Source organism: Bradyrhizobium uaiense (assembly GCF_010811875.1).
GTDB classification, from domain to species: domain Bacteria; phylum Pseudomonadota; class Alphaproteobacteria; order Rhizobiales; family Xanthobacteraceae; genus Bradyrhizobium; species Bradyrhizobium uaiense.
Window position 1 is genome coordinate 1 of the sequence record NZ_VKHP01000061.1, and the last position, 26,584, is coordinate 26,584.

At 62.8% G+C, this 26,584-nt stretch carries 25 protein-coding genes and 1 tRNA gene; 16 read left to right on the plus strand and 10 right to left on the minus strand.

Annotated elements, in window-relative coordinates; genetic code table 11:
- Positions 1 to 386 precede the first annotated feature (386 nt).
- Positions 387 to 521 carry a hypothetical protein gene (locus tag FNJ47_RS53240; protein WP_283811256.1) on the minus strand — a complete coding sequence of 45 codons (135 nt, stop codon included), beginning with the start codon at positions 519 to 521 and terminating at the stop codon, positions 387 to 389.
- Between the two features lie 60 nt (positions 522 to 581).
- Here FNJ47_RS53240 and FNJ47_RS16880 point away from each other — a divergent pair.
- The 3 genes from FNJ47_RS16880 to FNJ47_RS16890 all read left to right on the plus strand — a co-directional run bounded on the left by FNJ47_RS16880 (position 582) and on the right by FNJ47_RS16890 (position 1,994).
- Positions 582 to 655 (plus strand) — tRNA-Gly (locus FNJ47_RS16880).
- A gap of 225 nt (positions 656 to 880) precedes the next feature.
- A complete protein-coding gene (locus tag FNJ47_RS16885) occupies positions 881 to 1,249 on the plus strand; it encodes a hypothetical protein (RefSeq protein WP_163154985.1) in 369 nt (122 codons plus the stop codon).
- Positions 1,188 to 1,994, plus strand: coding sequence for a cyclic nucleotide-binding domain-containing protein (locus FNJ47_RS16890; RefSeq protein ID WP_163154987.1), 807 nt, complete (start codon positions 1,188 to 1,190; stop codon positions 1,992 to 1,994). The genes FNJ47_RS16885 and FNJ47_RS16890 overlap by 62 nt, the downstream gene beginning before the upstream one ends.
- 254 nt (positions 1,995 to 2,248) lie before the next feature.
- Here the strand turns inward: FNJ47_RS16890 and FNJ47_RS16895 are convergent, their stop codons facing one another.
- The gene (locus FNJ47_RS16895) at positions 2,249 to 4,852 is read right to left on the minus strand and encodes an MASE1 domain-containing protein (protein WP_163154989.1); all 2,604 of its coding nucleotides are present in this window, start codon (positions 4,850 to 4,852) and stop codon (positions 2,249 to 2,251) included.
- A 707-nt stretch (positions 4,853 to 5,559) separates the two neighbouring features.
- Between FNJ47_RS16895 and FNJ47_RS16900 the strand changes: the two genes are divergently transcribed.
- The 3 genes from FNJ47_RS16900 to FNJ47_RS16910 all read left to right on the plus strand — a co-directional run bounded on the left by FNJ47_RS16900 (position 5,560) and on the right by FNJ47_RS16910 (position 7,063).
- Positions 5,560 to 6,009 (plus strand): hypothetical protein, encoded by a 450-nt coding sequence (locus FNJ47_RS16900; protein WP_163154991.1) that lies wholly within the window; start codon positions 5,560 to 5,562, stop codon positions 6,007 to 6,009.
- 312 nt (positions 6,010 to 6,321) lie between these two features.
- Positions 6,322 to 6,609 carry a hypothetical protein gene (locus FNJ47_RS16905; protein WP_163154993.1) on the plus strand — a complete coding sequence of 96 codons (288 nt, stop codon included), beginning with the start codon at positions 6,322 to 6,324 and terminating at the stop codon, positions 6,607 to 6,609.
- Positions 6,551 to 7,063: a nucleoside/nucleotide kinase family protein gene (locus tag FNJ47_RS16910; protein ID WP_163154995.1), complete on the plus strand. Its 513-nt coding sequence runs from the start codon at positions 6,551 to 6,553 to the stop codon at positions 7,061 to 7,063. Before FNJ47_RS16905 ends, FNJ47_RS16910 begins: the two co-directional genes overlap by 59 nt.
- Positions 7,064 to 7,875: 812 nt before the next feature.
- Here FNJ47_RS16910 and FNJ47_RS16915 read toward each other — a convergent pair.
- Positions 7,876 to 8,154, minus strand: a complete 279-nt coding sequence (locus tag FNJ47_RS16915; RefSeq protein WP_163154997.1) for a hypothetical protein — start codon at positions 8,152 to 8,154, stop codon at positions 7,876 to 7,878.
- 258 nt (positions 8,155 to 8,412) lie between these two features.
- Between FNJ47_RS16915 and FNJ47_RS16920 the strand changes: the two genes are divergently transcribed.
- From FNJ47_RS16920 to FNJ47_RS16940, 5 genes are read left to right on the plus strand one after another with little or no spacing between them, the layout of a single operon-like run.
- Positions 8,413 to 9,363, plus strand: a complete 951-nt coding sequence (locus FNJ47_RS16920) for a PDR/VanB family oxidoreductase (protein ID WP_163154999.1) — start codon at positions 8,413 to 8,415, stop codon at positions 9,361 to 9,363.
- An 18-nt stretch (positions 9,364 to 9,381) separates the two neighbouring features.
- Positions 9,382 to 10,734: an aromatic ring-hydroxylating dioxygenase subunit alpha gene (locus FNJ47_RS16925; protein ID WP_163155001.1), complete on the plus strand. Its 1,353-nt coding sequence runs from the start codon at positions 9,382 to 9,384 to the stop codon at positions 10,732 to 10,734.
- Positions 10,731 to 11,207, plus strand: coding sequence for an aromatic-ring-hydroxylating dioxygenase subunit beta (locus tag FNJ47_RS16930; RefSeq protein ID WP_163155003.1), 477 nt, complete (start codon positions 10,731 to 10,733; stop codon positions 11,205 to 11,207). Before FNJ47_RS16925 ends, FNJ47_RS16930 begins: the two co-directional genes overlap by 4 nt.
- Before the next feature lie 7 nt (positions 11,208 to 11,214).
- Entirely contained in the window at positions 11,215 to 12,831 is a 1,617-nt protein-coding gene (locus tag FNJ47_RS16935; RefSeq protein ID WP_163155005.1) for an ATP-dependent acyl-CoA ligase, read from the plus strand.
- Between the two features lie 20 nt (positions 12,832 to 12,851).
- The gene (locus FNJ47_RS16940; protein ID WP_163155007.1) at positions 12,852 to 13,574 is read left to right on the plus strand and encodes an SDR family NAD(P)-dependent oxidoreductase; all 723 of its coding nucleotides are present in this window, start codon (positions 12,852 to 12,854) and stop codon (positions 13,572 to 13,574) included.
- A gap of 23 nt (positions 13,575 to 13,597) precedes the next feature.
- Here FNJ47_RS16940 and FNJ47_RS16945 read toward each other — a convergent pair whose 3' ends face one another.
- From FNJ47_RS16945 to FNJ47_RS16960, 4 genes are read right to left on the minus strand one after another with little or no spacing between them, the layout of a single operon-like run.
- Complete coding sequence (locus FNJ47_RS16945) at positions 13,598 to 14,080, minus strand: MarR family winged helix-turn-helix transcriptional regulator (protein ID WP_163155009.1); 483 nt, start codon at positions 14,078 to 14,080, stop codon at positions 13,598 to 13,600.
- Entirely contained in the window at positions 14,080 to 14,577 is a 498-nt protein-coding gene (locus FNJ47_RS16950; RefSeq protein ID WP_163155011.1) for a MarR family winged helix-turn-helix transcriptional regulator, read from the minus strand. Before FNJ47_RS16950 ends, FNJ47_RS16945 begins: the two co-directional genes overlap by 1 nt.
- The gene (locus tag FNJ47_RS16955; RefSeq protein WP_163155013.1) at positions 14,574 to 16,139 is read right to left on the minus strand and encodes an indolepyruvate oxidoreductase subunit beta family protein; all 1,566 of its coding nucleotides are present in this window, start codon (positions 16,137 to 16,139) and stop codon (positions 14,574 to 14,576) included. Before FNJ47_RS16955 ends, FNJ47_RS16950 begins: the two co-directional genes overlap by 4 nt.
- Positions 16,140 to 16,163: 24 nt before the next feature.
- Entirely contained in the window at positions 16,164 to 18,323 is a 2,160-nt protein-coding gene (locus FNJ47_RS16960; RefSeq protein ID WP_163155015.1) for a thiamine pyrophosphate-dependent enzyme, read from the minus strand.
- A 92-nt stretch (positions 18,324 to 18,415) separates the two neighbouring features.
- Here FNJ47_RS16960 and FNJ47_RS16965 point away from each other — a divergent pair, with 92 nt between their 5' ends.
- The 5 genes from FNJ47_RS16965 to FNJ47_RS16985 all read left to right on the plus strand — a co-directional run bounded on the left by FNJ47_RS16965 (position 18,416) and on the right by FNJ47_RS16985 (position 22,888).
- The gene (locus FNJ47_RS16965) at positions 18,416 to 19,438 is read left to right on the plus strand and encodes a carbon-nitrogen hydrolase family protein (RefSeq protein ID WP_163155017.1); all 1,023 of its coding nucleotides are present in this window, start codon (positions 18,416 to 18,418) and stop codon (positions 19,436 to 19,438) included.
- A gap of 231 nt (positions 19,439 to 19,669) precedes the next feature.
- Positions 19,670 to 20,776 (plus strand): cupin domain-containing protein, encoded by a 1,107-nt coding sequence (locus tag FNJ47_RS16970; protein ID WP_163155019.1) that lies wholly within the window; start codon positions 19,670 to 19,672, stop codon positions 20,774 to 20,776.
- A 44-nt stretch (positions 20,777 to 20,820) separates the two neighbouring features.
- On the plus strand, positions 20,821 to 21,729 hold the full coding sequence (locus FNJ47_RS16975; protein WP_163155021.1) for a fumarylacetoacetate hydrolase family protein: 909 nt from the start codon (positions 20,821 to 20,823) through the stop codon (positions 21,727 to 21,729).
- The gene (locus FNJ47_RS16980) at positions 21,729 to 22,160 is read left to right on the plus strand and encodes an acyl-CoA thioesterase (RefSeq protein WP_163155023.1); all 432 of its coding nucleotides are present in this window, start codon (positions 21,729 to 21,731) and stop codon (positions 22,158 to 22,160) included. Before FNJ47_RS16975 ends, FNJ47_RS16980 begins: the two co-directional genes overlap by 1 nt.
- Complete coding sequence (locus tag FNJ47_RS16985; protein ID WP_163155025.1) at positions 22,157 to 22,888, plus strand: EthD family reductase; 732 nt, start codon at positions 22,157 to 22,159, stop codon at positions 22,886 to 22,888. The genes FNJ47_RS16980 and FNJ47_RS16985 overlap by 4 nt, the downstream gene beginning before the upstream one ends.
- Before the next feature lie 163 nt (positions 22,889 to 23,051).
- On the opposite strand, the gene FNJ47_RS16990 is transcribed toward FNJ47_RS16985, so the two are convergent.
- Genes FNJ47_RS16990 through FNJ47_RS17000 form a run of 3 tightly spaced genes read right to left on the minus strand, consistent with a single transcriptional unit; the run spans position 23,052 to position 26,571 of the window.
- Positions 23,052 to 23,765, minus strand: coding sequence for an ATP-binding cassette domain-containing protein (locus FNJ47_RS16990; RefSeq protein ID WP_163155027.1), 714 nt, complete (start codon positions 23,763 to 23,765; stop codon positions 23,052 to 23,054).
- A complete protein-coding gene (locus FNJ47_RS16995; protein ID WP_163155029.1) occupies positions 23,762 to 25,531 on the minus strand; it encodes a branched-chain amino acid ABC transporter ATP-binding protein/permease in 1,770 nt (589 codons plus the stop codon). The genes FNJ47_RS16990 and FNJ47_RS16995 overlap by 4 nt, the downstream gene beginning before the upstream one ends.
- Positions 25,528 to 26,571 carry a branched-chain amino acid ABC transporter permease gene (locus FNJ47_RS17000; RefSeq protein WP_163155031.1) on the minus strand — a complete coding sequence of 348 codons (1,044 nt, stop codon included), beginning with the start codon at positions 26,569 to 26,571 and terminating at the stop codon, positions 25,528 to 25,530. The genes FNJ47_RS16995 and FNJ47_RS17000 overlap by 4 nt, the downstream gene beginning before the upstream one ends.
- Positions 26,572 to 26,584: the final 13 nt, after the last annotated feature.

Here is a 26,584-nt window from a genome sequence, read left to right on the forward strand (position 1 = left end):
ACGGCCCGGAATTACCGGGCCGTCGTCACTCTCGCTGCCATTGTTCTATGGATGCGCTAGTGTCCACACCACCTAGGACGTCTCGCGGTGGCCCGCGGCGACATTTCATGTGTAGCGGATCGGATCGATTTGGGGCTGCGACAAGGTATCCCCCGAAACCGCGCGGAAACCGGCTTCCGCCCGGCAGGCTTGAACGCGTGAATCGGGCGGGCAGGGCCGCGGCGAACTTCGCGGCTCGACGGCAAAAAGGCGCGGCGGAATCGCTTCCGCCGCGCCCCTGATATTGATGTCTCGCTGGTCCAGGGCTGAGAGCGCCCCGATGCCAGGCTGATTGCTCAGGGCCTAGCGGGCGATCCCAGCGAGGTGACAGCGCTTGAGACAAGACACTAGATCACCTCCTTTTCTTTGTTGATGGGACCAGCAATATAGGTGGCGAATCCGCCGCTGTTAAGGCCGCCAGCCGGCCCGTCCGCACCAGGAACCGGGCGGATCGCGCCGAAATATCTGCGTTTGCCGGACAACAAAGCCATCCGCCGAGGCAGTTGAGACGGCCGTCCGGCCGTGTTAGGGGATCGTTCGACGCGGGTGTAGCTCAATGGTAGAGCAGCAGCCTTCCAAGCTGAATACGAGGGTTCGATTCCCTTCACCCGCTCCAATGATTTCAATAGCTTAGCGCGTCAGGAGAGTTTCATTCTGACAAGTCGCGCTTTCTCGTTCTGACAAACGTTCGCTTGTTGAGCTCGACGCTTGATGCGCTTCGTTTGCGCATCCCGCTTTGCCACGTCGTCAACGTGAAGATGGTGAGCCATCGCCGCAGTTGAGGACCACTGTCCCTTCGGCATGACGGCTGCTGCGTGGCGATCGTGATGCGGGAAAGCGCTTGGAGGTTCACGCCAGCATCGTGGCCGCGGCGGTTGGCAAAGGCTTCATTGGCGGCAACGATGTGCTCGAAGCGGTCTTTGCCCGAGCGCTGGCGATCGGCTCCGTTCTCGCGCTCCTAACGCATGCGGTGATTCCGGCGGCGCAGGAAGGAGGCTTGCCTGCGGAGCGGCCGATGGTCGCTTCATTCCCCTATTTGTGCTCTATCTCGCCCTCGCCGAGTCTTTGGTTTGAGTTGACGAGCGCAATGGTTTCATCCGGAATAGCCGCTACCGGTATCGGCTTACACAGCACTTTGGCGAAATCAAATGATACTCAGCGCAGACGTGTCCAGCATGCTGGATCGCATTCTAGATGCAGCAACCAATAACCTCAGGTTCGCTAAGATTCTGCTTCAGATGGGTCTCGATCCCAATGACGTGACCTGGGACGCCATTTTCAGCCGCCTGCTGGAAATCTTTCTGCACAATATCACCCTGGCAAACATGTTCGCCCTGGTTGGCGCGATCTTCTTTGTCGCCACCCTGCTGACGCAGACCATGGTGCCGCTTCGGGTCGCCAACATGATCGGTTGCGTATTCTTCGCCATCTTCGGTGCGCTCACTGGAGCCGTTACGACGTTTCTTCTTTATCTCTTGATGGTTCCCATAAACGCCTATCGCCTTCGCCAAATGCTCGCTCTCGTGAAGAAGGCGCGCGCCGCAACGCAGGGCGACATGTCGATGGAGTGGCTCAAGCCGTTCATGACCCAGCGCAAGTATCGCAAGGGCGATGTCTTGATGAAGAAAGGTGACGCGGCCAACGAAATGCTGCTGACCGTTACCGGCAGATTCCGGGTCGTCGAGATCGACGTCGACGTTCCGCCGGGCCGCCTGATGGGTGAACTCGGCTTCCTCACACCCGACAACCGCCGGACCGCGACGATCGAATGTATCGAGGATGGCCACGTTCTAACCATCACCTATGAAAAGTTGCTCGAGATCTACTTCCAGAACCCGCAGTTCGGCTACTACTTCCTTGTCTTGACCAGCCAGCGCCTACTGGAAAATCTCGCGCGGGCCGAAGCCATCATAGCGCAGAACAAGATCGCAGTGCAGACGGGCTCGGCGAACTGACGGTGGTTCGGCTCGATAGACCCTGGGCGCCGCCCGCCGCAAACCTGAACCTACCGAACCGCTCCTCCGGGCAATGGATGCTGTCTAGCGCGATAAGAAGGTCATGATTTATGAGTGCGCACGGCGCCGAGTAGCTCAACTTGCGAGACTGCGCACCCAGCGGGGTAGGCCGGAACCGGATTCGCGCATTTGCGACGAGGGAAGCCTGCTCGATCACTGCATCGGCACGGTCGAACAGCCGCGATGGCGACCGGTCAATGTCTGCGCAAAGCGTCGGTCGTGTTCGACGCCAAAGGTACGACGGATGATCGCGCTGATCTCGGGGGCGCAAGATCCTGGATGAAATCTCTCAGTGCCTCGGTATCGAACGGCTTGCGGAGTATCTTTAGATTTGGCGGTGCCGCATTTGCAGCATCGCTGTACCCGGTGGTCAGGGCGATCGGCAAACCCGGGTAGCGCGACCGCACTTCTCTCGCGAGCCCGACGCCATCGATCGTTCCCGGCATGACGATATCGCTGAAGACGAGATCGATCCTCGTGCCGGCATCGAGCAATTTCAACGCCGCTTCGGCCGAATCCCGATAGATCGTTTCATAACCCAGATGCTCGAACAGCGATGATGTCACATCCGCCACTTCTGGGCTGTCGTCGACAACGAGAACCGTCTGCCGCTGCGGCTGCTTCGGTCTTGCCTTGGCAGCAGCGAGGTCTTTAGTGGCGGTTTGCTCGTCTGCACTGGACGGCAAGTAGATTGTAATCGTCGTTCCTTGTCCAACCTTGCTGTCTGCCGTCACCGTTCCACCCGCCTGGTGGGCAAAACCATAGACCTGGGACAGACCGAGCCCGGTCCCTTTGCCGACCTCCTTGGTCGTGAAAAACGGATCGAACATCTTGGACAGAAGATGTGGCGGAATACCCGTGCCGGTATCGCCAAGCGCTATCGCAAAGAAGGCCTTTGCACGGCGATCGCCGCCGGTTTCCTGGTTCGCGGTCACCGCATGGACGGACAGGGTGAACGTGCCGCCGCTCGGCATTGCATCGCGCGCATTGACGGCGATGTTGACGATCGCAAGTTCCAGCTCGGCGAGGTCCACCTTGACCGACGCGACACCCTCACCGACGTTCTCGTTGTACACGATGTTCCCGCGCAGTGAGCTCTCGATCATGGTCCGCATGTTCTTGATGGACGCATTCAGATCGACGACCGTCGGGCTGAGATGCTGATGACGAGAGAAGGTCAGCAATTGGCGTGTGAGGCTCTCGCCGCGTTTGGCCGCGGTCTGGATGGCTTCGATTGCCTTGGGCAGTTTTGGATCGAGCAGGCGCGTGAAGATCTGGGCGCTGCCTCCGATGATCATCAATAGATTGTTGAAGTCGTGTGCAATCCCGCCGGTCAGCTTGCCGATTGCCTCCATTTTCTGTGACATCGCGAGCTGTTCGCGCGCCTGAACCAGCTTCTCCTCCGCGTCGCGTCGCTCGGTTGCGTCCCGCAGAATACTGATGAAGCCGATCAGATTTCCTGCGTCGTCATGGCTCGACGAGACCGAGCCCGTGATGAAGAACGGCGTGCCGTTCTTTCTGATGCGCCAACCCTCGACGTCGTACCTGCCTCTTTCGATTGCCGTCTCCAGCGCGTGTGCTGGTGAACCCGCGCGTCGCTCATCCGGCCGGTACAATATTCCAAAATGCTTGCCGATGATTTCTTCCGAGCTGTAGCCGATGATTTTCTGAGCGGTGCTGTTCCAACTCGTAACGTGTCCTTCTCGATCAAGTGCAAAAATCGCATAGTCGACGACGCCTTCGATAAGGGTCTGGAAGTGCCGTCTGATGCTGTCGAGCGCCAAGGCTTTCCGTTCAAGTTGACCGTTCAGTTGGTCCTGAACGGAAAGTAGATGGACTTCCGTGGTCTGGCGCGTCGCAATTGCCGCTGCGAGCGCAAGAGGAGGTGCCGATACGATGATCGAAAGCACGAGCAAGGATAACAATGCGCCATTCGGATCCAGTTTTGGAAATGGGTCATTCCCCACCGAGAATCCCCACACGGCCATTCCGACAAAAATGAACGCAGCCGTCGACACGGTGCATCGATCGCCGCGCAGCCCGGCCCAGATCAAGGGTAGTAAAATCAGAAAGCCCAGAAGGCCCCGGTGCGGCAGCAACACGTCGAGGTCAGTGCTGATGAGGTCGGTACCGACGAGTGGGCTGTAAGCAACGATCCCGATGATAGCAGCGAGAGCGGGGACAGCGATCGATTCCAGCAGCTTCCATGTGGAATGAATGCGTAAGGGCATCGCCGCCCAGAGCACGATGAGCGGAGCAATCACCAGCGCCGCGGCAGCGTCCGCAAGCCACCAGGTCACCCCGGCGACGACGGAATCGGCAACGCTCGATTCGTTGGCGAGCGCGAAGCCGGCTAGGGCGATGGTTGAACTGATAATCGTGGTCGGCGCAAAGGAAACGACCGCAAATTTTACGACGCCGGAAGGCGTGGCAAACGTCTCGCGACCGTTCGACCAGCGGTCGATCAGCTGTGTCCCGGCAAATGCAGCAAGGAGGCTGCCGATCCCGGCGGCGCCAAACTCCAGGAACGATCGGTCGGCCATGAGGTAGGGAGAGACGGCTCCCAGCAGGATCGCCGGCCAGATCCGGTAACCGCGCAGCAGGACCAGCGCGAGCGCAAGCCCGGTTGGTGGCCATAGCGTCGTCCCGGTCGAATTTATCGCCGGAATCAATCGCGCGGATTCGGCAAGGCCGCCATAAATCCCGGCAATTATCAAGATTTCGGCCGAGTAAGTCGCAATGCTCCGAGCGTCGCCAAAAGCGAAAATCCTGGCCTTGTCGAACCTTGCCCTTTCCATCCCAAGCCTTTGCAGTGGGCATCTCAAGAATGCGGTGGCGACCTGTCCCCTGATCCAGTGTCACCAAAAGCGGCGAATCGCATTGTCATGACGTCGATGTTCCCGCCAAGCACTCAACGCAGTTTTGACCAAAGCATGGCCGCACGATGGTGAGGAGGGGACCAGGCAAACTTCGGAACGAGAGGCTATCGGGCAGGACCATTGACCTAATAGCAGTGGCGCACCAAGACCCGAAACGGGGCACGGCACCATCCGGAATACAAATTGGGTACGATCCCGCTGCGTGTCGATGGGGGCACCAGCCATCATTTTTCCTTTTGGCGCAAGGGATGAACCCTTGCAGTAGCTTTCATGACCGCTGCGGGCGCAACGCTGGCTGAATTCTCGATAAGCTCGGAAGACCTCCGCCCATGCCAGCGCGAACAGACGTGAGGCCGTCTCAGTTGGCGGACCCTTTCTTTATCATCGGTGGACCCTCCAGGCCTCTGACAGGTCTGAAATGGCCGTTCGCGCTCAATGGGCTGTTTAGGGTCGATGTGTCAGAATTTACGGTGAAAAGCCTCGCCGAACGTCCGTCTTCCAAGCTGAATACGAGGGTTCGCTTCCCTTCACTCGTTCCAACGATTTCAGCCACTTGGCCAAAGGTAGATTTCCATTGGCTGAAACTATTCTACATAAAGGTTCATTCTCAGATAAAGCACTGACTCATGAAAATCGTGCTGGACAGTAACGTTCATGACCTGGTTGTGGACGATCAGGTCGCACTCAGCGCCATGCAGCGGCGCGTCGCAGAGGGGCGATTAACACTCGTTAGTACCCACGTTCAGCGCGATGAGCTATCGCGGGCTCCAGAGCCTAGGCGCGCAGCTTTGCTAGCAATCTGCGGAATGGTGGAGAAGGTATCGACTAGCGGCGCAGTTTGGGACGTGTCCAACTGGGACGAAAGCAGTTGGGGCAGCGACTCAGTTAACGCCTCAATCGTGGCGCACATGGCAGGAAATACGAAACACGCGGAAGACGCGCTGATAGCCGCAACGGCTGCTGACGAGGCTGACGTTCTTGTAACAAACGACGCTCGGCTCGCTTCCAAGATTCAGCGAGCCAAGATTTCAGTCAAGGTGTGGTCGTGGAGTGAATTCGTCGCTTGGCTCGGTTAATCGGAGGCCGATTCCAGCGCCAAGTTCTGACGCGACGGGTACACTCCAATGCCACCATCACCGTAGTGCAAGCGCGCCCGGTCTTCCACCCAGCTATCCACGTGTTCGGTGTATGGCTTGCCAAATACTTCCGACGACGGCCGTGCCGTCATCATCATCCGCGAGCCATGTTGACCGACGGTCACCGCAGCACGGGCAGGAATCGGAGTCATCAAAAGCCGATCACCGACTGCTATTGCTTCAGCAGCAAGTAGAGATGCCTGGATGAAGAGTTAAAAATTGCTCGGAATACGAAACGCGGAGTCTGTGCACATGTGGATAAAAAGCCGCTTCAGTGCGCGGCTTGGGATCGATACCGCTAGAGTCGATGAGATCGATTCTCAACCGCAAGGGCGTCATATGAAAAATTCGCCGTTCGTCGCTGAAGTGAAAGAGCGCCAGTCAGGTGAGCCATGCTTTGTTATGCTCAACACTGACAAAGATATCGGGCTTGGAAGCAAGCACGTCATGTTTGACATGCCCGCTGGTACAGGCATCGAACATGCCCAAGAGTTGGCGCGGCTTCTACGCAGCAGCAGGGCTACTGTTCGTGTCGGGTGAGATGAGCAGGAATGGACGCGACAGAGAATATGCGCCAGTCGTGGATGCGCTCGCGCCAGTGCTTTACAACCTGCCGCCAAGGATCATTGCAATCGACGGTCGCCCAGGCTGCGGAAAGACGACGCTGGGCAGATTTTTGGCGTGGTGGCTCAACGTATCGCTAATCGAAACAGACCTTTTTCTCTTCGAAGGCGAAGGCCGTTATCGATATCGCGAAGAAGAAATAGGCCGCATCATCGACTTCCGGATCAGGGCTGAACGCTCTGTAATCGTGGAGGGCGTGACTGTGTTGCGGCGGTTCGCCGCGACAAACCGTGATGCGGACTTTTTGGTCTATGTAGAAAACGCGAGTTCGCCGAGGCTGCGCCCTGAATACGAAGTGCAGTTCAAAGAATATGAAACTGAATTCAAACCGCGCCCGCGCGCTGACTTCACGTTGGCACTAGATCACTAAATTAGAAATCAATGACATCAATGTTCAAGGTGTCGCCTTGCTGTTACGGCCGAGCTCCGTGTAGTCATATTCTGTAATGAGTCCTTCCGCTTCATTTGACCGTATTGAATTTCACCCAGTTGTTCCCAGACAGATGCTTTCCTGGACTTTTCGCAGATGTCCAGATGCTTCGTGTTGGATCATCAGCAAATTATGCCGCACTCACCACGGAGAGTGATTGATTGTCGCTATCGCCCCCGCAATCAGAGCGCGATTACCGGGGTTCGCCCCTCATTTTTGCGCAGGTTTTTGCGCTCTTCAGGAATGTCCGGCGACGTACCAACGGTTTGTGACGTGGTAGAGTGAAGCGGTGCGACGTGCAGCTCCCTCCGACAAAATTCGCGCCTTGGTTCGCGCCGGGCGGCACTTCTTGGTGCTCGCGGCGAGCGCTTGAGGCCGCGCGCTGCAATGGCGAGCGGCGTCCGTATTGAACTCGGCCGAAGGTAGCGGCGACCAAATTGTCGGTAGACTGGAGGACCACGACATGCCCGACTGGATTCTCGCGCCGATTTGTGTGGCCGCACTAGGCGGCTTTATCTGGTTCGCGTTTCGACAGGGGTTCAAGGTCAAGCCCGACAAAGACAACCGCGACCATCCGACTTTACCCCTTGGGCCGGACGGGTCTTGGCGCTAACGTCGGTCCCGAGCGACAGGCGCTGCCGGCGCCACGCCGTGTGGCTCATGGTCGTGGTGAGATCGTCATGGTGAGCTCGTGATGGAGCCGAGGGTGCCCCAAGGAGGGGCCTCAATGGCGTCGTTTGCGGTCGGCGGTCCTACACCCTTTGGGGTATGCCAATCGTCAGGTGAACTTTCTGCGTCGATGTGTAGACGTAATTGCTACCGGGATTTTGCATTTCCTTCCTGGGGCTAGAGCCGACGCCGTCCGCATGCATTTCAAGCGGGCGGTGTTGTGCTGATGTGAACCACCGCCCCGTCGCAGCGTCCCGCTCCCGCGTGCGGAGGCGGCCCATGAAGCGAATACCCACGAGCGAAGCGATCATCACCGTCGCCTTGTTGGTGATCTTCGCGCTCGTGATCTGGTTTGGCGCCATGCCCTGAGCCCCGGCGCCGGCCGACCGGTGACCAAACGAGCCCAGGCGGCGCGCTGGACACGATTCATTTCGTATCCCGTTCGGCCTCACGATCATGCAGGTCACGCGCCATGGTGGCGGTCGCAGGCCACCGACCTTTCGGCATCGACCGGTCCCATAAGCCCTGATGCACCCGCGTCCTGTCGCCACGTCGGCGATTGACAGGGAATTATTACATGTATAAAAATATGCAAATTCATATAATATGAGATGCCCGAAATGGACGCGCATCCGCTTAAGCTCAAGGTGCAGTCGGTCGTTGCGGAGACGTCGGTCGTTCGCAGCGTCGTGTTCGACGTGGAGGGCGGCGCCGTGCCACAATGGCAAGCGGGCGCGCATATTCGCGTGCTGCTGCCGAACGGGGGAGACCGGCCGTACTCCCTGATGGCGTTGCCGGACCTGCCCGACGGTACGGTGGCGCTGGGGGTGCTGCGCGAGGAGGCGTCGACCGGTGGCTCGCAGTTCATCCACGCGCTTCAGGTCGGGGACGTCGTGAGGGCGACCGCGCCGGTCAACAATTTCGGTCTTCATGAGGGCACAGCGCCCGCGCTGCTGTTTGCCGGCGGCATCGGCGTCACGCCGATCCTGTCGATGGCGGCGGAGCTGAAGGCGCAGGGAATTCCCTATCGCCTGCACTATGCCGGGCGAATGCCGGGGCTGCTGGGGTTCCTGCCGCAGTTGCAGGCGGTCTGTTCGGAGGGCCTCGCGGTTCATTACGACAGCGATGCGTCCCGCCTCGATATCGCGGCAGCGCTCGGCGATGCGCCCGCGGATGCGCACGTCTATGTCTGCGGCCCGGCCGGCATGGTCGACGCGGTGAAATCAGCCGCGCTCGCCAAGGGCATTCCGGCAAAGCGCATCCATTTCGAGCTGTTCAAGGCGGAGCAGCCCGGTTCCCCCAACCAGCCGTTCGAGGTCGAGCTCAAGTCGACCGGGCAGGTCATCACGGTCGCGACCGATCAGAGCATCATCCAGGCGCTGGAAGCAGCGGGCCTCGACGTGCTCTACGATTGCCAGCGCGGCGATTGCGGCATCTGCCAGTGCGGGGTGATCGCAGGCGTGCCCGATCATCGTGACGTCATTCTCAGCGACGACGAGAAGGCGTCCAACAAGGTCATGCAGATCTGCGTGTCGCGTGCGAAGTCGGAACGGCTGGTGTTGGATCTCTGAGAGGAGGCAAGAGGCGCCATGGCGAAATACGGAAAGAATCCCCGTGCGATCGCGGGGCTCGTGCGCGACGCCGAAGTGCATCGCGACGTCTATGTCGATCCCGAGGTTTTCGAGCTCGAGATGGAGCATCTGTTTCCCAACAGCTGGATCTATGTCGGCCATGCCAGTCAGCTGTCGAAGCCAGGCGATTTCATCACCGCCAATATCGGCCGGCAGCCGGTCATGGCGAGCCGCCACACCGACGGCTCGATCCACGTCTTCTACAACCGCTGTCCGCACAAGGGCGTCAAGATCGCCTCCGAGCCGTGCGGCAACACCGGAAAATTCTTCCGCTGCCCCTATCATGCCTGGTCGTTCAAGACCGACGGCTCGCTGCTCGCGATCCCGCTGAAGAAGGGCTACGAGGGCACCGGGTTCGCCGACACGCAGGCGAACGGCGGGCTGTCGAAGATCAAGAATGTCGTGATCTACCGCGATTTCATCTTCGCGCGGCTGAGCGAGAACGGCGTCGCTTTCGAGGATTATTTCGGCGAAAGCCTCTCGACCATCGACAACATGGCCGACCGCTCGCCGGAGGGGAAGCTGGCCGTCGAGGCCGTGCCGATCCGCTACATGCACACCTGCAATTGGAAGATGCTGGTCGAGAACCAGACCGACACCTGCCATCCGATGGTGGCGCATGAGAGCTCGGCCGGTACCGCCATCAAGGTCTGGCAGCGCGAGCAGGGCAATTCCACCGAGACGCCGATGGCGGTGCAGCTCTATGGGCCGTTCATGAGCCCGTACGAGTTCTACGAACAGAGCGGCATCCGGATCTGGCCCAACGGCCATGGCCATACCGGCGTCGCCAACTCCATCCATTCGAACTATTCGGACGTCGAGGGCTATCTCGGCCAGATGGTTGCCGCCTATGGCAAGAAACGGGCGCACGAGATCCTGGGAGAAGTTCGGCACAACACCGTGTATTTCCCGAACATCATGGTCAAGGGTGCGGTGCAGATCCTGCGCAATTTCATCCCGATCGCGGTCGACCGGACGCTGGTGGAGAGCTGGGTCTATCGGCTGGTCGGCGCGCCCGACAAGCTCTATGAGCGGGCGCTGATGTACAACCGCTTCATCAATGCGCCGACCTCGATCGTCGGGCACGACGATCTGGAAATGTACGAGCGGGCCCAGGAAGGACTGAAGTCGAACGGCAATCAATGGGTCAATCTGCGCAGGCTCTACGAGAGCGGCGAGGAGCCTGACGTCACCGCCGTCATCAACGGCACGTCGGAGCGCCAGATGCGCAACCAGTTTCATGCCTGGGCCAAATACATGACCATGGACATGAAGCAGGACGTGGACCAGCCCGTCGAGGCCGCCGAATGATCAGCGAAAACACCATCACCGATTTCATCTATCGGGAAGCCGAGCTGCTCGACACGATGCAGTGGCAGGCCTGGCTCGAGCTGTTTCATCCGGAGGCGCGCTACTGGATGCCGCTGGAATGGCAGCAGCAGGATCCGGTGCTGCAGCCGTCACTGATGTATGAAGACCTGTTGCTGATGAAGGTGCGCGTCGAGCGCCTGACCGGCGAACGCACCTTCAGCCAGAAGCCGAAGAGCCGTTGCCATCATCTGCTGCAGGCGCCGCGGATTGTTGCCTGCGATCCGGCGGCCGGCGTCTTCAAGGCGCGGACGTCCTACATCTACACCGAGACCCGCGGCGACACGCTGGAGCGCTTTTCGGGATGGGCATCGCACGATCTCGTCCAGGTCGGCGACGACCTCAAGATCATGCTCAAGCGCATCGATCTCGTGAACTTCGACGCCCCCTTCGGCAATATCCAGCTCTTCATGTGAGTGCGCCTTGACCGTTGCGACCACTGTTCATGCCCGCTTCCGCGACATCGCCCTCAGCCGGGGGGACGCCGGCTTTCTCAACGTGCTGCCCGAGACGGCCGAGATCTACGGCATCGCGGCCGGGGAGATCTCGTATCGTGCCATGCTCGAGCGGGTGGAGCGCTGGCGCACGGCGTTTGCCGGACGCGGCTATGGCGAAGGCCATCGGGTCGGGCTCCTGCTCGAGAACAGGCCGCGCTTCGTCGAGCTGTGGTTCGCGCTGAACGCGCTCGGCGTCTCCGTGGTGCCGATCAACCCCGATCTGCGGGTCAGCGAGCTCGAATACATCATCGCGCATTCCGAGATGAATGCCGCGTTCGTGCTCGCCAAACGCCGCGACGAGGTCGAGACTGCGGCGCGCCAGGCCGGCCGGCCGGTTCCCGTGGCGACCGAGGGCGACGACGTCCCGGCCCCATTCGGCGGCGCGCGGCCGGCGAACGCAGGCGACGGGATGACCGAATGCGCGCTGCTCTATACCTCGGGGACGACAGGCCAGCCCAAGGGCTGCGTGCTCACCAACACCTATTTCCTGCATTCCGGAAACTGGTATCGCGACGTCGGCGGCTTGATCGATCTCAAGAACGAAGGCGAGCGCATGATCACGCCGCTGCCGCTGTTTCACATGAATGCGATGGCGGTGTCGCTGATGGCGATGCTGTCGGTCGGTGGCAGCCTGACCATGCTCGATCGCTTCCATCCGCGCAGCTGGTGGAGATCCGTGCGCGACAGCCGCGCGACCTGCCTGCATTATCTTGGCGTGATGCCCTCGATGCTGATGAGCGCGCCGCCATCTGATGAAGATCGCGCGCACAATGTGAAGTTCGGCTTCGGCGCCGGCGTCGACAGACTGCTGCACGCGCCGTTCGAGGCGCGCTTCGGCTTTCCGCTGCTCGAGGCCTGGGCGATGACCGAGACCGGCAGCGGCGGCGTGATCGCCGCCAATGTCGAGCCGCGCAAGGTCGGCACCAGCTGCTTCGGCCGTCCGGCGCCCGAAGTCGAGGTTCGGATCGTCGACGACGGCGGCAACGATGCATCGGTGGGGACGCCGGGCGAACTGCTGGTGCGGCGGGCGGGGGCCGATCCCCGCTACGGCTTCTTCAGGGAGTACCTGAAGAATCCGGAAGCCACCGCCGAGGCCTGGAAGGACGGCTGGCTCCATACCGGGGACATCGTATCGCGCGATGGCGATGGCGACCTGCATTTCGTCGATCGCAAGAAGAACGTGATCCGCCGCTCCGGCGAGAACATCGCCGCGGTCGAGGTCGAATCCGTCCTCAACCGCCATCCCGCGATCCGGCAGGCCGCGGTGGCGGCGACGCCCGACCAGGTGCGCGGCGACGAGGTCGCGGCCGTGATCATCGCGGAGCAGCCGGGGGCGGATCGTGCGCTCGCCGAAGACATCGTGCGCTGGAGCCTGGAGCAGATGGCCTATTACAAGGCACCGGGCTGGATCTGTTTCGTCGAGAAACTCCCGCTGACCGCGACCGAGAAGATCCAGCGCGCCGGGTTGAAGGAATTCGTCGCGAAGCTGATGCGCGAGGACGCGTTCTTCGATTGTCGCGACCTCAAGCGGCGGCAGGAGTGACAATTGGCAGGGAGCCGATCATGACCCGCACTACACTCATCACCGGCGGCAATTCCGGGATCGGCGAGGCGCTGGCGAAGAAGCTCGTTGGCGAAGGACAGCGGGTGGTCTCGGTCGGGCTGGAGAAGCCTGTGTGGACCCACGACCTGCTCACCGCCTATCGCGCGGACCTGACAAGCATGGCGGAGACGCGAGCCATCGCCGAGGAGATCTGCCGCGATCATGCCATCGACTGCCTCGTGCACAATGCCGGCATCATCCTGCCGAACCTGCTGCCCGATGCGAAGCCGGAAGACATCCTGACACTGGCGCAGCTGCATCTGGGCGCACCGATGCTGCTGACCCAGGCAGCGATGGAAGGGATGCGGTCGCGGCGGTTCGGGCGGATCGTGTTCGTGAGCTCGCGCGCCGCGATGGGCGCGGCCACGCGCTCGGCCTATTCCGCGACCAAGGCCGGCGTGCACGGCATGGCGCGGACATGGGCGCTGGAGCTGGCGTCGAGCGGGATCACGGTGAACGTGGTCGCGCCGGGTCCGATCCTGACCGACAATTTCTGGGGCATCATCCCGAAGGGCTCCGAGCAGCAGGAGAGGATGGCACGCAACGTTCCGGTCGGGCGGCTCGGCACCCGCGAGGACGTGGCGCACGCGATCAGCTTCTTCCTCGACGAGCGCTCGGACTTCGTGACCGGCCAGGTGCTCTATGTCTGCGGCGGCACCAGCCTTGCCGGCCTCAGCCCCTGATCGCAAGATCAGGTCGGGTCAGATCAGATCTGGTTCTGGCGGATGTTCTCGACCATCCTGGCCAGCACCCGGGCGCAGACCTCGATCTCGTCGGGGTCGATGCCCACGGTCAGCCGGTCGTAGTTGGCCTCCATGATCGGCCAGATCTTGCGCAGCAGCGCTTCGCCGTCCGGCGTCAATCCGACGACGCGGCGACGCTGGTCCTCCTCCGCGATTTCGCGCTTGACGAGGCCCGCCGTCACCATCGACTCCACCATGCGGCTCGCGGTCGACTGCTCGGTAACGGCCAGAACGGCAATCTCGTTGACGGTCAGGGTCTTGTAGATGAACAGCACCGACAGCGTCCGGAATACGACGTTGTTGATGTTGTGCTCGCTGAGATCGCGGTTCTGATCCAGGTTCCAGCGATTGGCGAGCCGGTTGAACAGATAGGGAATGTAGCTTTGCAGCTGGTCCCGCGTCCGCGGTGGACCGGATTTCCATCTGCTCCTGGATTCTTTGGCCATTACTTCTTGCGACCCTGCTGCTTGCTTTCGCTGCCGAGTTTCGAGGAGAGGGACCGCAGCACCGAAAGCGCCGTCTCCAGCTCCCGGGCGGGGATGCTTTCGAGCCGTTCGCTCAAGTGCTTCTTATGCACGTCGGCGGCCTTCCTGAACAGGGCCTCGCCCTTCGGCGTCAGACGGACGATGAACGAGCGGCGGTCCTCGCTCGACATCTCCTTGCTGATGAGATCATCAGCCAGCAGGCGCTGCACCAGGCCCGAGACGTTGCCGCCGGACACTTTCAGATTCTGCGACAACTGCCCGAGCGCGAGGCCGTCCCGGTAGCGATCGAGCTGCGCCAGCACGTCGAACTTGGCGAGCGACAGTCCGAACTCCGAGCTCAGCATGGAATTCAGCGACGCGAAGAGCTCGCCATGCAGCGACAGCAGCTGCAGCCAAAGCCGGGTCTCGATCTGCCCGAAGACGGGCGCGATGTTCTCCTTGAGCGCCGATGACGTCATGCGAAGCTCTTGATGGTCTGGATCACGCCGTCGAGCTCCTTGCCGGCGCTGTCCTTCAGCGCGGCTTCCCGCAGGCGGCGCGCCCAGTCGGCGGCATCCTCGCGCGGCGCGACCAGCTTGATCGCGGCCAGCGTCTTGTCGAATTTCGACAGGCCGCGGCTGTGGGTGTCGGAATAGCCTTTGACGAGGCGCCGGCATTGCAGGATCTCGACGCCCAATTGATAGTTCGTTCGGACTGCCTCCGTCGCGAACTTGACCCATTCGTCCCGGTGCGCGGTCTCGATGGCATGGCGCAGCGAGCGGCGGCGTAGGCCCCGCAGTCCGCCGACGACATAGAGCGCGAGGAACCAGGGCAGCGCGTAGGTCCGCACCCTTCGTCCTTTGTTGACGCGACGGTCGAGCCAGCCGAGCAGGCCGGGCTTGGCGCCGAGCCAGCGGGCAAATCCCGCCGGCAGCATGCCCATGACCTCCTCCATGCGGGGATGCATGAACTCGGTGGTCTGGAGCACCTGGCCCTCGGACAATTCGAGCTCGCCTTCGATCCGCGCGCGGCGGCCAGATCGGGTCTTGAGGTCGGCAACGCGGATGACGTCGTCATAGGTCATGGCGTTGGCGAGATATTTTGCCGCGGCCTCGGTGAAGGCAAAATTCCACTCGGCACCACCGGCGCTGCGATCGGCGGCGTGGAGCTTGCCGAGGATGTCGAGATATTCGCCGCCATAGGCGACGTCCTGGAAATCGACCACCTTCTTCAGCCCGGCGCGGCCGATGGCTTGGACGGCCTCGGGCAATTCCTGCGTCAGCCGGGCGGCGAGGCCGGCAAGGCGGGGATCCAGAGCCGCCGGAGAGGGGGGCGTCTTGGCAGTCTCCGGTCGCGCGGGTGCCGTCGGCTCCGGAGATTTCGACTGCACCCGGTCAAACGCGGCTTCGAACGCGCGAATGCTGGCTTGCGCGCCCTTGTCGCCGGCGCGGATGACGTCGAGATAGCTGTCGCGGCTGAAGCTCAGCACGCCGGCGCCGGCGAGGGCGCCGAACATCGCGGCCGAGATCACGCTGCCGTTGGCGATCGCCAGCGCATTCATGTCGAAGATGATCTCGGTCTTGGCGGCGATTCCGATGGCGCCGGTCACCGCGCCTTTGTCGGCGATGCCGTTGCCCGGCACGATCTTCTCGCCGATCGCAAAGGTCCGGTGGTTGGATGCGATCAGCGTGGTGCGGTCCGGCGTCACCAGGCCGCGCAGGATCGAGCGCCCGGCTTCCATGAACTCCGCCGCCATCACGACGTCGACATCGCCGGGCGTCGGCATCAGCGACAGGATCGGCTTGCGGCCGTCGAGCGGCGGCATCGCCTCGATGTAGTAGATCGTGGCGCCGGTGCGCTGGGCGACGCCGGGCACCGAGGTCGACTGCGCGACCCAGCCGTGGTTCTCGGCGAGCTGGACGATCCAGTCGGTGAGCACGCCGCCGCCCTGGCCGCCCATCGCGACGATCGCGATCGAGATCGGCCGCTCGGTTGCGTCACCCGCGGCGGGGAGGGCCAGCTTCACCGTTTCGTCTCTCATGCCAAAGCTCTCATGCCAAGAATCTCATGCCAGAGCCTCGAGTGCCGGACGACGGCGATCGCGCCGCCGCTGCAACCAGCCGATCACGGCCATCGCGACTTTCGACTTGAACCTGTCCCAGCCGGTCGGATTGTGAATGACGTCGGCGCGATAGAACGAGGGACACAGCACAGCCGCTTCCGCGACCTCGCCGCAGTTGCCGCAGCCGACGCAGGAATTGTCGATGGCCGCAACGGGGTCGTCGCGCAAGGGATCGTCGAGCTGCTTGACCGAGAGCGACGGGCAGCCGGAGAGGCGGATGCAGGCGTGGTCGCCGGTACAGACGTCCTCATCGACGCCGAACCGTTCCTTGACGGTGCGAACGCCGTCCTTGATCGCCTTGCTGATCTGCGGCTTCACGCGGCGCTGCTTGTTCAGCATGCATTCGGAGGACGCGACGATGACCTTCGGGCCTTGCTCCTTGGTCGTCAGTGCTTCCTTCAGCGTGTCGCGCATCCGGCCGACATCGTAGGTGCGGTCGATCTGCCGGACCCATTTCCCGCCGATGCCCTTCACGGCCTGCACGATCGAGTTGTTGGTGTTCCGCCGCTTGCTCACCGCGCGCGACGACAGGATGTCCTGACCGCCGGTCGCCGAGGTGTAGTAATTGTCGACGATGACGAAGACGCCGTCATGCTTGTTGAAGACGGCGTTGCCGATGCCGCTCGTCAGCCCGTTGTGCCAGAAGCCGCCGTCGCCCATCACGGCGATCGAGCGCTTGTCGGCCTTGACATTGAACGCCGAGGTCGAGGCCGGGCCGAGGCCGAAACCCATCGTCGTCGCGCCGATGTTGAAGGGCGGCAGGATCGAGAACAAATGACAGCCGATGTCAGCGGACACGTGGTGCTCGCCGAGCTCGCTCTCGACGAGCTTCATCGCGGCGAAGATCGGCCGCTCCGGGCAGCCGGTGCAGAGCCCGGGCGGACGTGCCGGCACGACCTGCTTCAGCTTCTCGACCTCCGGGTGGCTCAGTACGGCGGTTGCGTCCGGCGCCGGCGGCCGGTTGCCGAGCAGCCGCGGGTCGGTCTTCTCGAGGAATTCGCGCACGCCGCCGAGCAGTACCTGCGCGGTGTAGTCGCCACCCATCGGCAGCACGTCCTTGCCGTGGACGCGCGCCTGGATATCCCGGCGGCGCAGCACCGTGTTGATCGCCTGCTCCAGATATTCCGGCTGGCCTTCCTCGACGATGAGCACCGCGTCCTTGTCGAGACAGAACTCCGCGACCTCGGTGTCGATCACGGGGTAGGTGACGTTCATGACGTAGAGCGGAATCTGCGTGTTGCCATAGGCATCCGACAGCCCGAGATATTGCAGCGCGCGGATGACATTGTTGTACATCCCGCCCTGCATGATGATGCCGACCTTGCCCTGCTTCGGCCCCATCCATTCATTCAGCCGGTTGTCCCGGACGAAGTTGATGGCTGCGGGCATCCGCGTCCTGATCTTCTCCTGCTCATGCTCGTAGGCCGCCGGCGGCAGCACGATGCGGCCGACGTCGCGCTTCGGATTGTTCAGCGCGTCTTTGATGGTGTGGGCCGGCTTGACATTGTCTTTGCAGGCAAAGCTTCCGTGCATGTGGCAGGCACGGACCCGCACCTCCAGCATCACAGGCGTGTTCGAGACCTCAGAGAGCTCAAAACCCTTCTCAATCAAATTGACGATGCACTCATGGTCGGGGCGCGGATCGAGCAGCCAGATCTGCGATTTCATCGCAAAGGCGTGGGTGCGCTCCTGCATGATCGAGGAGCCTTCGCCGTAATCCTCGCCGACGATGATCATGGTGCCGCCGGTGACGCCACCGGAGGCGAGATTGGCCAGCGCGTCGGAGGCGACATTGGTGCCGACGGTCGACTTCCACGCGACCGCGCCGCGCAGGGGATACATCACGGAGGCCGACAGCATCGCGGCTGCGGCGGCTTCATTGGCGGAGCTCTGGAACACGACGCCGAGATCGTCGAGCACGTCCTTGGCGTCGGCCAGCACGTCCATCAGATGCGAGATCGGCGAACCCTGATAGCCGCCGACATAGGCGACGCCGGATTGCAGCAGGGCCTTGGTGATGGCGAGGATGCCTTCGCCGCGGAAAGTGTCGCCGTCGCCGAGCCGGAGATCCTCGACCTCGCGAGCAAAAGACCGTTCAGCCATTGCACCCTCCAGAAATATGCGATAGCATACGTTTACATGTAAAGTAAGTCAACGCTGCGCCACGAGTATGAGCCGGCGACAGGGTAGGGCCAATGCTGAAGCTGCCGCGCTTTAGAGCCGCCGCCGTCCAGGCTTCTCCCGTCTATCTCAATGCGAGCGCGACCGCCGACAAGGCCGCCTCACTGGTGCGTGAAGCGGCGGCGAACGGCGCGAAGCTGGTCGCATTCCCCGAAGTGTTCGTGCCCGGTTACCCCTATTGGAACTGGATCACCGATCCCGTCACCGGAAGCGCCTGGTTCGAGAAGCTCGTCAAGGCATCGGTGCTGGTCCCAGGTCCCGAGATCGACATCGTCCGCAAGGCCGCACGCGATAGCGGGTGCTACGTCGTGCTTGGCGTCAACGAGCGCAGCCCGGTGTCGCTCGGCGCGCTCTACAACACGCTGGTCTTCATCGGCCCGGACGGAACGCTGCTCGGCAAGCACCGCAAGCTGGTACCGACCTGGGCAGAGAAGCTGACCTGGACCGGCGGTGACGGCTCGAGCCCGCGCGGCTATGAGACCGAGATCGGGCGCCTCGGCGGGCTCGCCTGCGGCGAGAACACCAACACGCTGGCGCGCTTTGCATTGTTGGGGCAGGAGGGCGAGCTGGTTCACGTGGCGAGCTACATCTCGCTGCCCGTCGCGCCGCCGGACTACGACATGGCGGAGGCGATCAAGCTGCGCGCCATTGCCCATTCCTTCGAAGGAAAGATTTTCACGATCGTTTCCTGCTCGACCGTGTCGGAGGAGATCATCGCGGCGATGCAGACCGTCGTGCCCGATGCGCGGGCGCGCTTGCAGCGCAAGTCGAGCGCATTCTCAGGGGTGATCGGGCCCGACGGCCGTCTCGTCGGCGAGCCGCTGATCGACGATGAAGGCATCGTCTATGCCGACATCGACCTCGAGCGCTGCATCCAGCCGAAGCAGATGCATGATATCGTCGGGCATTATAACCGGTTCGACATCTTCGATCTGCGGGTCAATCGCCGTCCGCAGGCGCCGCTCGACCTTGCAGACGGCGAACGTCTGGCCGCGGAGCAGGCGAGCTTCGTCTCAGTCCCAGGCAGGACGGAATGATGGACGTGTCGATCCAACGACCGCTCCTCACCGTCGTCCTGGCGAAAGCCAGGACCCATTACCCCGAATGGTCATCGTCGGGCGATCCGGGGCCACGATCCCTCTCGCCGTGAATGTGGTGGTTATGGGTCCTGGCTTTCGCCAGGACGACAGCGGTGAGTGTGGCGACAGCACTGCATGAGACAGGACGTCATGAACCAGGACGACACGAAGTAAGACTTGGAGGACAGCATGAGCGAAAACGTCATCGGCCGGGCCAATGTCGAGGATACTCCGGAGCTCAAGGCCTATTACAAGGATCTCGAGCAATTCGAGGCCGGCGCGCTGTGGACGGTCGCCAACAAGATCGAGCCGTGGCAGCCGCAGTCGGCGTCAATCCCCGTGCTCTGGCGCTACAGCGATCTGCGCGAGCACGTGCTGCGCTCGGTCGAGCTGGTCTCGCCGGAGAAGGCGGGACGGCGGGTGATCTACCTCAACAATCCCGGTCGCCGCGACGTGTCGGCCGCGGTCGGCTGGCTCTATTCAGGCTTGCAGGTGATGCACCCGGGCGAAGTGGCCTCCGCCCATGCGCACTCGGCTTCGGCCCTGCGCTTCATCATGGAAGGGGCGGGCGCTTACACCATTGTCGACGGTCACAAGATGACGCTCGGCGCGCGGGATTTCGTGCTGACGCCGAACGGCACCTGGCACGAGCATGGCGTCGAAGCAAACGGCTCGGTCTGCATCTGGCAGGACGGGCTCGACATTCCGCTGGTCAACGCGCTGGAGGCCAATTTCTTCGTCGTGCACCCGAAGATCCAGCAGGAGGAGTCCGGCTATCCCGTCGACGACATGACCAAGACCTGGGGCAATCCCGGTCTTCGGCCGGCGGACTCGCGATGGTCGAACGGATATTCGCCGATGTTCAAGTATGAGTGGGAGCCGACTTACGAGTCGCTCGGGAAATATGCCGCCGCGACCGACGGATCGCCCTTTGACGGCATCCTCATGAACTACGTCAACCCGATCACCGGCGGGCATGTGATGCAGACCATCGGCGCCAGCATGCAGATGCTGCGGCCGGGCGAGAAGACCAGATCGCACCGGCACACCGGAAGCTTCGTCTATCAGGTTGCCAAGGGGCACGGCTATTCCGTGATCGGTGGCAAGCGGTTCGAGTGGCAGGAGCGCGACATCTTCTGCGTTCCGTCCTGGGCCTGGCATGAGCACGGCAACGCCTCCGAAAGCGAGGACGCCTGCCTGTTCTGCTTCAACGATCTGCCCGTTATCGAGGGGCTCGGCCTCTACCGGGAAGAGGCCTACGGCGACAATGCCGGCCATCAGCCGGTCGCGGCCTGACATTTCCCCACAGCTTTCAACCCGAATAACCGGATCAAGCTTTCATGCGTCTTGTCACCTACACTCTGGGCTCCGGTGGTGCCCGCCTTGGACTTGTCGTCGACGGATTGGTTGTCGATGTCGAGCGGCTCGGTGCGTCACGCGGTCTGGTCTGGCCGGCCGACATGCTGTCGTTCATCGATCATGGTGTCACGCTGCTGCCGGCGTTGAAGGATTGCCTCGACAGCGCCAATGGGCGCCTGCCGGCCGGCGCTGCCGTTCCGATCGAGGACGTCAGGCTGCAGGCTCCGATCCCGCGCCCGCGCAAGAACATCTTTGGCATCGGGCTGAACTATCGCGCGCACGTCGCGGAGTCCGCCAAGAGCCTGGACACCGACAAGGATCTGCCGAAGCAGCCGGTCGTGTTCTCGAAGCCGCCGACCGCGGTGATCGGGCCGGGGGCTGCGATCCAGCACAATGCCGGCATGACCCAGCAGCTCGACTGGGAAGTCGAGCTCGCCGTCATCGTCGGCAAGACCGCGAGCCGCATCCCGGCCGAGAAGGCGATGGATCACGTCTTCGGCTATTCTGTCATGATCGACATTTCCGCGCGCGACAATCGCCGTGCCGGGCAGTGGATCTTCTCCAAGGGCATGGACACCTACGCGCCGTTCGGCCCCTGCATCGTGACTGCCGACGAGATTCCCGATCCGCATGATCTCCGGCTCTGGCTGACCAAGAATGGCGTCATGAAGCAGGACTCCAACACCCGATACATGATCTTCGATATTCCAACCTTGATCGCCGACATTTCGTCGGGCATGACGCTCGAACCGGGCGACATCATCGCGACCGGAACGCCCGAAGGCGTCGGCGCCGGCATGAGCCCCCAGGAATGGCTGTGGCCCGGCGACGTGGTCGAGGCCGGCGTCGATGGCGTCGGCGTCATCCGGCACCCCGTCGTCGCGATCTGATGACGTCGTTCTCGTTCGATCGCGAGCTGAGGTTCGGCGACTGCGATCCGTCGGGCATCGCCTATTTCCCGTCCTACCTGAACATCCTCAACGGTGTGGTCGAGGAATTCTGGGCCACGATCGGGTTTTCCTGGCCGGAGCTCATCACTGTCCGCAAGATCGGGACGCCGACGGTGCATCTGGCCTGCGACTTCTCACGGCCGTCGAAGTTCGGCGACCGTCTGACGTTCGGCCTGCACATCGTCAAGATCGGCCGCGCGTCGCTTCATCTGGCGCACGTCGTCACCGGCGCAGATGGCCTGCGCTGGCGCGCGCGCCAGATCCTTGCCGCGACGTCGCTGGTCGATCATCACGCGATACCCTGGCCCGACGACGTCCGCGCGGCGCTGATGTCGCATCTGCAAGCCGGCGAGGAGATGACGGCATCATGATCTCGCTGTTCATGACGTTCTCCGATCCGACAGGCGAACGGCGTGTTGACCCGGACGATGTTGCGGCTGCTTCTGCCGTGGTGGGGTCGGTTCCGGGAATGGCGGAGGGCCTGCTGTTTACGCCGCTGGAGCAATCGGTCGATCATCCCTACAAGGCCGACGGGGCCGGGCCGGTATTTGCGCTGCAACTGCGATTTCTAAACCTGTTTGCGTGCGAGGCAGCGATGGATCGCGGCAGCGTGCTCGCAGGTCTTGCGGCAGGTCGCGGACTGCCGAGCCTCGCCGGATTGGACGTGACGCATCAGGCGATGGTGACGCGCGTCTTTCCGGTCGACGACACCACGCATGCGAACGGCACGGTGACGCCGTGCAGCTACCTCGTGCATTATCCCGGGCCGGCCGACGACATGAATGCCTGGAATTTGTATTACCTGGAGCATCATCCGTCGATCATGCGGACCTTCCCCGGCGTCCGCCAGATCGAGATCTACACGCGCATCGATTGGGTCGACCGGCTGCCGTCGCAGCGGGTCGAGTACATGCAGCGCAACCGGCTGATGTTCGACAGCCCGCAAGCCCTTGCGCACGCACTAAGCTCGGACGTGATCAAGCGCATGCGCGCGGACTTCGTCCAGTTTCCGCCGTTCGCGGGCGGCAACAAGCATTTTCCGATGCTGACGAGGATCGTTCCGGCGAGGGGGATGGGTGAGGGCGGAACGGCGCGATGATGGCATCATGCCACTGATTTGCCCGACGGCGCAAGCGATTTCTGAAAAGCAGCAGATGCTGCGCCGGGCCGCCAAGCCGCTGATCTTGCGGTGGCCCGCTACTGTGCATGGGGTTGTTTTCGATATTTCGTCGTGCGGCTCGCCGGGACCGACCCCAATGGTCTCAGTGTCCGCCGAGATAGGCCGTGATCAGGCGGGGATCGTGGATCAGGTCCTTGGCGGGGCCGGACTGAACGATCTCGCCGGTCTCCAGCACGTAGCCATAGTCGGCCGTCTCGAGCGCGGCACGGGCGTTCTGCTCGACCAGCAGGATCGACACGCCGAGGTCGCGCAACGACGCGATGGTGCGGAAGATCTCACGCACGATCAGCGGCGCGAGGCCGAGGCTGGGCTCGTCGAGCATCAGAAGCGCAGGCTTTGCCATCAGCGCGCGTCCCAGCGCGAGCATCTGGCGCTCTCCGCCGGAGAGGGTGCCGGCAGCCTGGCGTTGCCGCTCCCTCAGCCGGGGAAACCGATCATAGACCTCGTCCAGCGTCTTCTGGACGCCGGAGCGGTCACGCAGGCTGTAGGAGCCGAGCAGGAGGTTGTCGGCAACCGACATGTCGGAGAACAGCTCGCGCTTCTCCGGAACGAGGCATAGCCTGCGCTCGACGCGATCCTCGACTGACATCTTCCGGATGTCGCTGCCCCGGAACACCATGCTGCCGCGCGATGCGAGCAGCCCGATGGCCGCCATCAGCAGCGTAGTCTTGCCGGCGCCGTTCGGGCCGATGACGGTGACGATCTGTCCCTCGTCGACCGACAGCGAGACGTTGCGAACGGCTTCGACATTGTCGTAGCAGACGGTCACGTCGGTCATAGACAACATCTGGCTCACGCGACGCCTCCGAGATAGGCCTCTTGAACCCGCTCATCGCTGCGGATCGCGCTCGGGACGCCCTCGCAAAGCTTGGAGCCGAAATCGAGCACCACGATGCGGTCGACCAGTGACATCACGAACTCCATGTCGTGCTCGACGATCAGGATGGTCAGGTGGTCCGCCCGCAGCGAGCGGAGCAGTTCCGCCAGCCGCAGCTTCTCCTGGCGACGCAGGCCCGCCGCCGGCTCGTCCAGAACCAGCAGGGCGGGATCGGCGGCGAGCGCCCGTGCGATCTCCAGGATGCGCTGGTTGCCGAGCGGAAGATTGCCGGCGAGCTCGAACGGCTTGTCGCCGAGCCCGACGCGCTCGAGCTGCATCAGCGCCTCGTGCCGGGCGCTGGCTTCCTCGCGTTGATTGAGACGAAAGGCGCCGGCGAACAGGCCGGTGCGGGTTCGGCTATAGGTGCCGAGCATGACGTTCTCCAGCAGGCTCATGCGCGGCCGCAGCTTGACATGCTGGAAGGTCCTGGCGACGCCGGCCTTGGCGATGCGGGATTGCGGGTCGCGCGTGATCGGGCGTCCCGCGAAGACGATTTCGCCCTTGCTGACCCGCAGGGCGCCGGTCAGGCAGTTGAACATCGTGCTCTTGCCGGCGCCGTTCGGACCGATCACGGCAAGAATTTCGCCTGACCTCACCTCGAAGCTGACATTGTTGACCGCGACGAGGCCGCCGAACCGGCGCTCAGCGCCATCGACCTTCAGCAGAAGCTCGCCCGGTGTCGGCTGCGGACGGCGCGGCAGCGGCGGCGCCGGCTGCGGCCGCTCGCGCCTGATCTTCGGCAGATAGCGCGCGATCGAGGGCACGATGCCCTGCCGCGCCCATTGCAGGAACAGGATGAACAGCGCGGAGAAGGCGACGATCTCGAGCTGCCCGGATGCGCCTTTGGCGATCAGCGGCAGATAGTCCTGCACGCTGTTCTTGAGCAGGGTCACGATGGCGGCGCCGACGACCCCGCCGAGCAGGCTGCCAGCACCGCCGACCATCGTCATCATCAGATATTCGATGCCCATGCTGGCATCGAATGGGCCCGGGCTGATGAAGCGGCTCATATGCGCGTAAAGCCATCCGGAGAGCGCGGCCAGGAACGCTGCGATCACGAATGCCGCGAGCTTGATCCGGAAGGCGTTGATCCCGAGGCTCTCGACCAGCGTATTGCCGCCGCGCAGCGCTCGCATGGCGCGGCCGAGCCGCGAGTCCAGGAGGTTGTAGCCGAGCAGGAGTACCAGAGCGACGATGCCCCAGATCAGGTAATAGATCTGTGCGCTGGAGACGAGCGCGAGCGAACCGATGCTGATCGGCGGGATCGACGAGATGCCGTTGAAGCGGCCGAGCCCCTCGACATTGCCGAACAGGAAGCCGATCGCAAGGCCCCATGCCACGGTCGAGAGCGAGAGGAAATGGCCCTGAAGCCGCAAGGTGACGACGCCGAGGACCGCCGCGACGCCGCAGGTCAGCACCACCCCGAACAGCAGGCCGAGCCAGGGCGATTGGCCGTTCAGGGCAGAGACCCATGCCGTCGCATAGGCCGCGATGCCGACGAACGCGGCCTGTCCGAACGACACGATGCCGCCGACGCCGGTGAGGAGCGCAAGGCCGATGGCGACGAGCGAATAGATGCCGATATAGTTCATCAACGTGACGCTGAACGGGCTGAGGACGAGGGGCGCGAGTGCCAGGCACGCGAGCACCGCTGCCGCAGCGAGCTGAACGTGAAGGCGCGTCATTCCTCGATCTCCTCCTCGGAATGCAGCGAGGCGAGGGATCGCCAGATCAGGATCGGGATCAGCAGCGAGAACACGATGACGTCTTTCAGCGCGCTGCTCTGGAACGATGCGAAGCTTTCGAGGATGCCGACCCCGACCGCGCCGATCGCGGCGCCGGGATAGCTGGTCATGCCGCCGACGATGGCGCCGACGAACGCCTTGAGACCGATCAGGAAGCCGGAATCATAGAACACGGTATTGACCGGCGCGATCAGGATGCCCGACACGCCGGCCATCAGCGAGCCCAGGAGATAGGCGATGGTACCGGCACGCTCCGGCCGGATGCCCATCAGGCGCGAGCCGGTCCGGTTCACCGCCGTGGCGCGGAGCGATTTGCCGACCAGCGTGAAGTCGAAGAAGAGGTAGAGCAGGCCGCTGAAGACCAGCGCGGCGAGCACGATCAGCATAGTCTGGCCCGAGACCAGCACGCCGGCGAACTCCGTCGAGAATGACGTCAGCGGTTCGGTCCGGACCCCCTCGGGGCCGAAGAACAGCAGGCCGAGGCCGACCAGCGCGAAATGCAGCGCCACCGAGACCGTCAGCAGCAGCAGCACCGTGCCGTCGGCGATCGGGCGGAACACGATCCGGTCAAGCAGCGGAGCGATCGGCGTGATCAGCATCAGCGCCAGCACGAGCCGGACCGCAAGCGGCGGGTCCATGCGCATGGTGAGCCAGGCAATGCCGACGACGGCCAAGGGAATGGCGAGATAGAGCAGCAGTGCGCGCGGCAGCAGGCGGACCTCGCCGTTGCGAATGAGCGAAATGACCTCGATCAGGGTCGCAAGGCACGCCAGCGCTACGACCAGCGCGCCGGTCCCCGGAAAGCGCTTGGCATCGAGGGCCGCAAGCGTCAGCGCGGTGAAGGCGGCGATGTCGCCGAACGGAATGAAGATGACCCGCGTCACCGTGAAGATGAGCACGGTCCCGATAGCCACTAGCGCGTAGACCGCGCCGGTGGCTATCCCGTCGATCGCAAGGATGGCTGCGATGTCGCTCGTCATGGAGACGCCGTTC

What these genes read in the sequence shown, in the direction of transcription:
- FNJ47_RS16890 (WP_163154987.1), top strand. Translation starts at nt 1,188, where the DNA reads ATGATACTCAGCGCAGACGTGTCCAGCATGCTGGATCGCATTCTAGAT.
- FNJ47_RS16895 (WP_163154989.1), bottom strand. Translation starts at nt 4,852, where the DNA reads ATGGAAAGGGCAAGGTTCGACAAGGCCAGGATTTTCGCTTTTGGCGAC.
- FNJ47_RS16900 (WP_163154991.1), top strand. Translation starts at nt 5,560, where the DNA reads ATGAAAATCGTGCTGGACAGTAACGTTCATGACCTGGTTGTGGACGAT.
- FNJ47_RS16905 (WP_163154993.1), top strand. Translation starts at nt 6,322, where the DNA reads ATGTGGATAAAAAGCCGCTTCAGTGCGCGGCTTGGGATCGATACCGCT.
- FNJ47_RS16910 (WP_163154995.1), top strand. Translation starts at nt 6,551, where the DNA reads ATGCCCAAGAGTTGGCGCGGCTTCTACGCAGCAGCAGGGCTACTGTTC.
- FNJ47_RS16915 (WP_163154997.1), bottom strand. Translation starts at nt 8,154, where the DNA reads ATGGCGCCAAACCAGATCACGAGCGCGAAGATCACCAACAAGGCGACG.
- FNJ47_RS16920 (WP_163154999.1), top strand. Translation starts at nt 8,413, where the DNA reads ATGGACGCGCATCCGCTTAAGCTCAAGGTGCAGTCGGTCGTTGCGGAG.
- FNJ47_RS16925 (WP_163155001.1), top strand. Translation starts at nt 9,382, where the DNA reads ATGGCGAAATACGGAAAGAATCCCCGTGCGATCGCGGGGCTCGTGCGC.
- FNJ47_RS16930 (WP_163155003.1), top strand. Translation starts at nt 10,731, where the DNA reads ATGATCAGCGAAAACACCATCACCGATTTCATCTATCGGGAAGCCGAG.
- FNJ47_RS16940 (WP_163155007.1), top strand. Translation starts at nt 12,852, where the DNA reads ATGACCCGCACTACACTCATCACCGGCGGCAATTCCGGGATCGGCGAG.
- FNJ47_RS16945 (WP_163155009.1), bottom strand. Translation starts at nt 14,080, where the DNA reads ATGGCCAAAGAATCCAGGAGCAGATGGAAATCCGGTCCACCGCGGACG.
- FNJ47_RS16950 (WP_163155011.1), bottom strand. Translation starts at nt 14,577, where the DNA reads ATGACGTCATCGGCGCTCAAGGAGAACATCGCGCCCGTCTTCGGGCAG.
- FNJ47_RS16955 (WP_163155013.1), bottom strand. Translation starts at nt 16,139, where the DNA reads ATGAGAGACGAAACGGTGAAGCTGGCCCTCCCCGCCGCGGGTGACGCA.
- FNJ47_RS16960 (WP_163155015.1), bottom strand. Translation starts at nt 18,323, where the DNA reads ATGGCTGAACGGTCTTTTGCTCGCGAGGTCGAGGATCTCCGGCTCGGC.
- FNJ47_RS16965 (WP_163155017.1), top strand. Translation starts at nt 18,416, where the DNA reads ATGCTGAAGCTGCCGCGCTTTAGAGCCGCCGCCGTCCAGGCTTCTCCC.
- FNJ47_RS16970 (WP_163155019.1), top strand. Translation starts at nt 19,670, where the DNA reads ATGAGCGAAAACGTCATCGGCCGGGCCAATGTCGAGGATACTCCGGAG.
- FNJ47_RS16975 (WP_163155021.1), top strand. Translation starts at nt 20,821, where the DNA reads ATGCGTCTTGTCACCTACACTCTGGGCTCCGGTGGTGCCCGCCTTGGA.
- FNJ47_RS16980 (WP_163155023.1), top strand. Translation starts at nt 21,729, where the DNA reads ATGACGTCGTTCTCGTTCGATCGCGAGCTGAGGTTCGGCGACTGCGAT.
- FNJ47_RS16985 (WP_163155025.1), top strand. Translation starts at nt 22,157, where the DNA reads ATGATCTCGCTGTTCATGACGTTCTCCGATCCGACAGGCGAACGGCGT.
- FNJ47_RS16995 (WP_163155029.1), bottom strand. Translation starts at nt 25,531, where the DNA reads ATGACGCGCCTTCACGTTCAGCTCGCTGCGGCAGCGGTGCTCGCGTGC.
- FNJ47_RS17000 (WP_163155031.1), bottom strand. Translation starts at nt 26,571, where the DNA reads ATGACGAGCGACATCGCAGCCATCCTTGCGATCGACGGGATAGCCACC.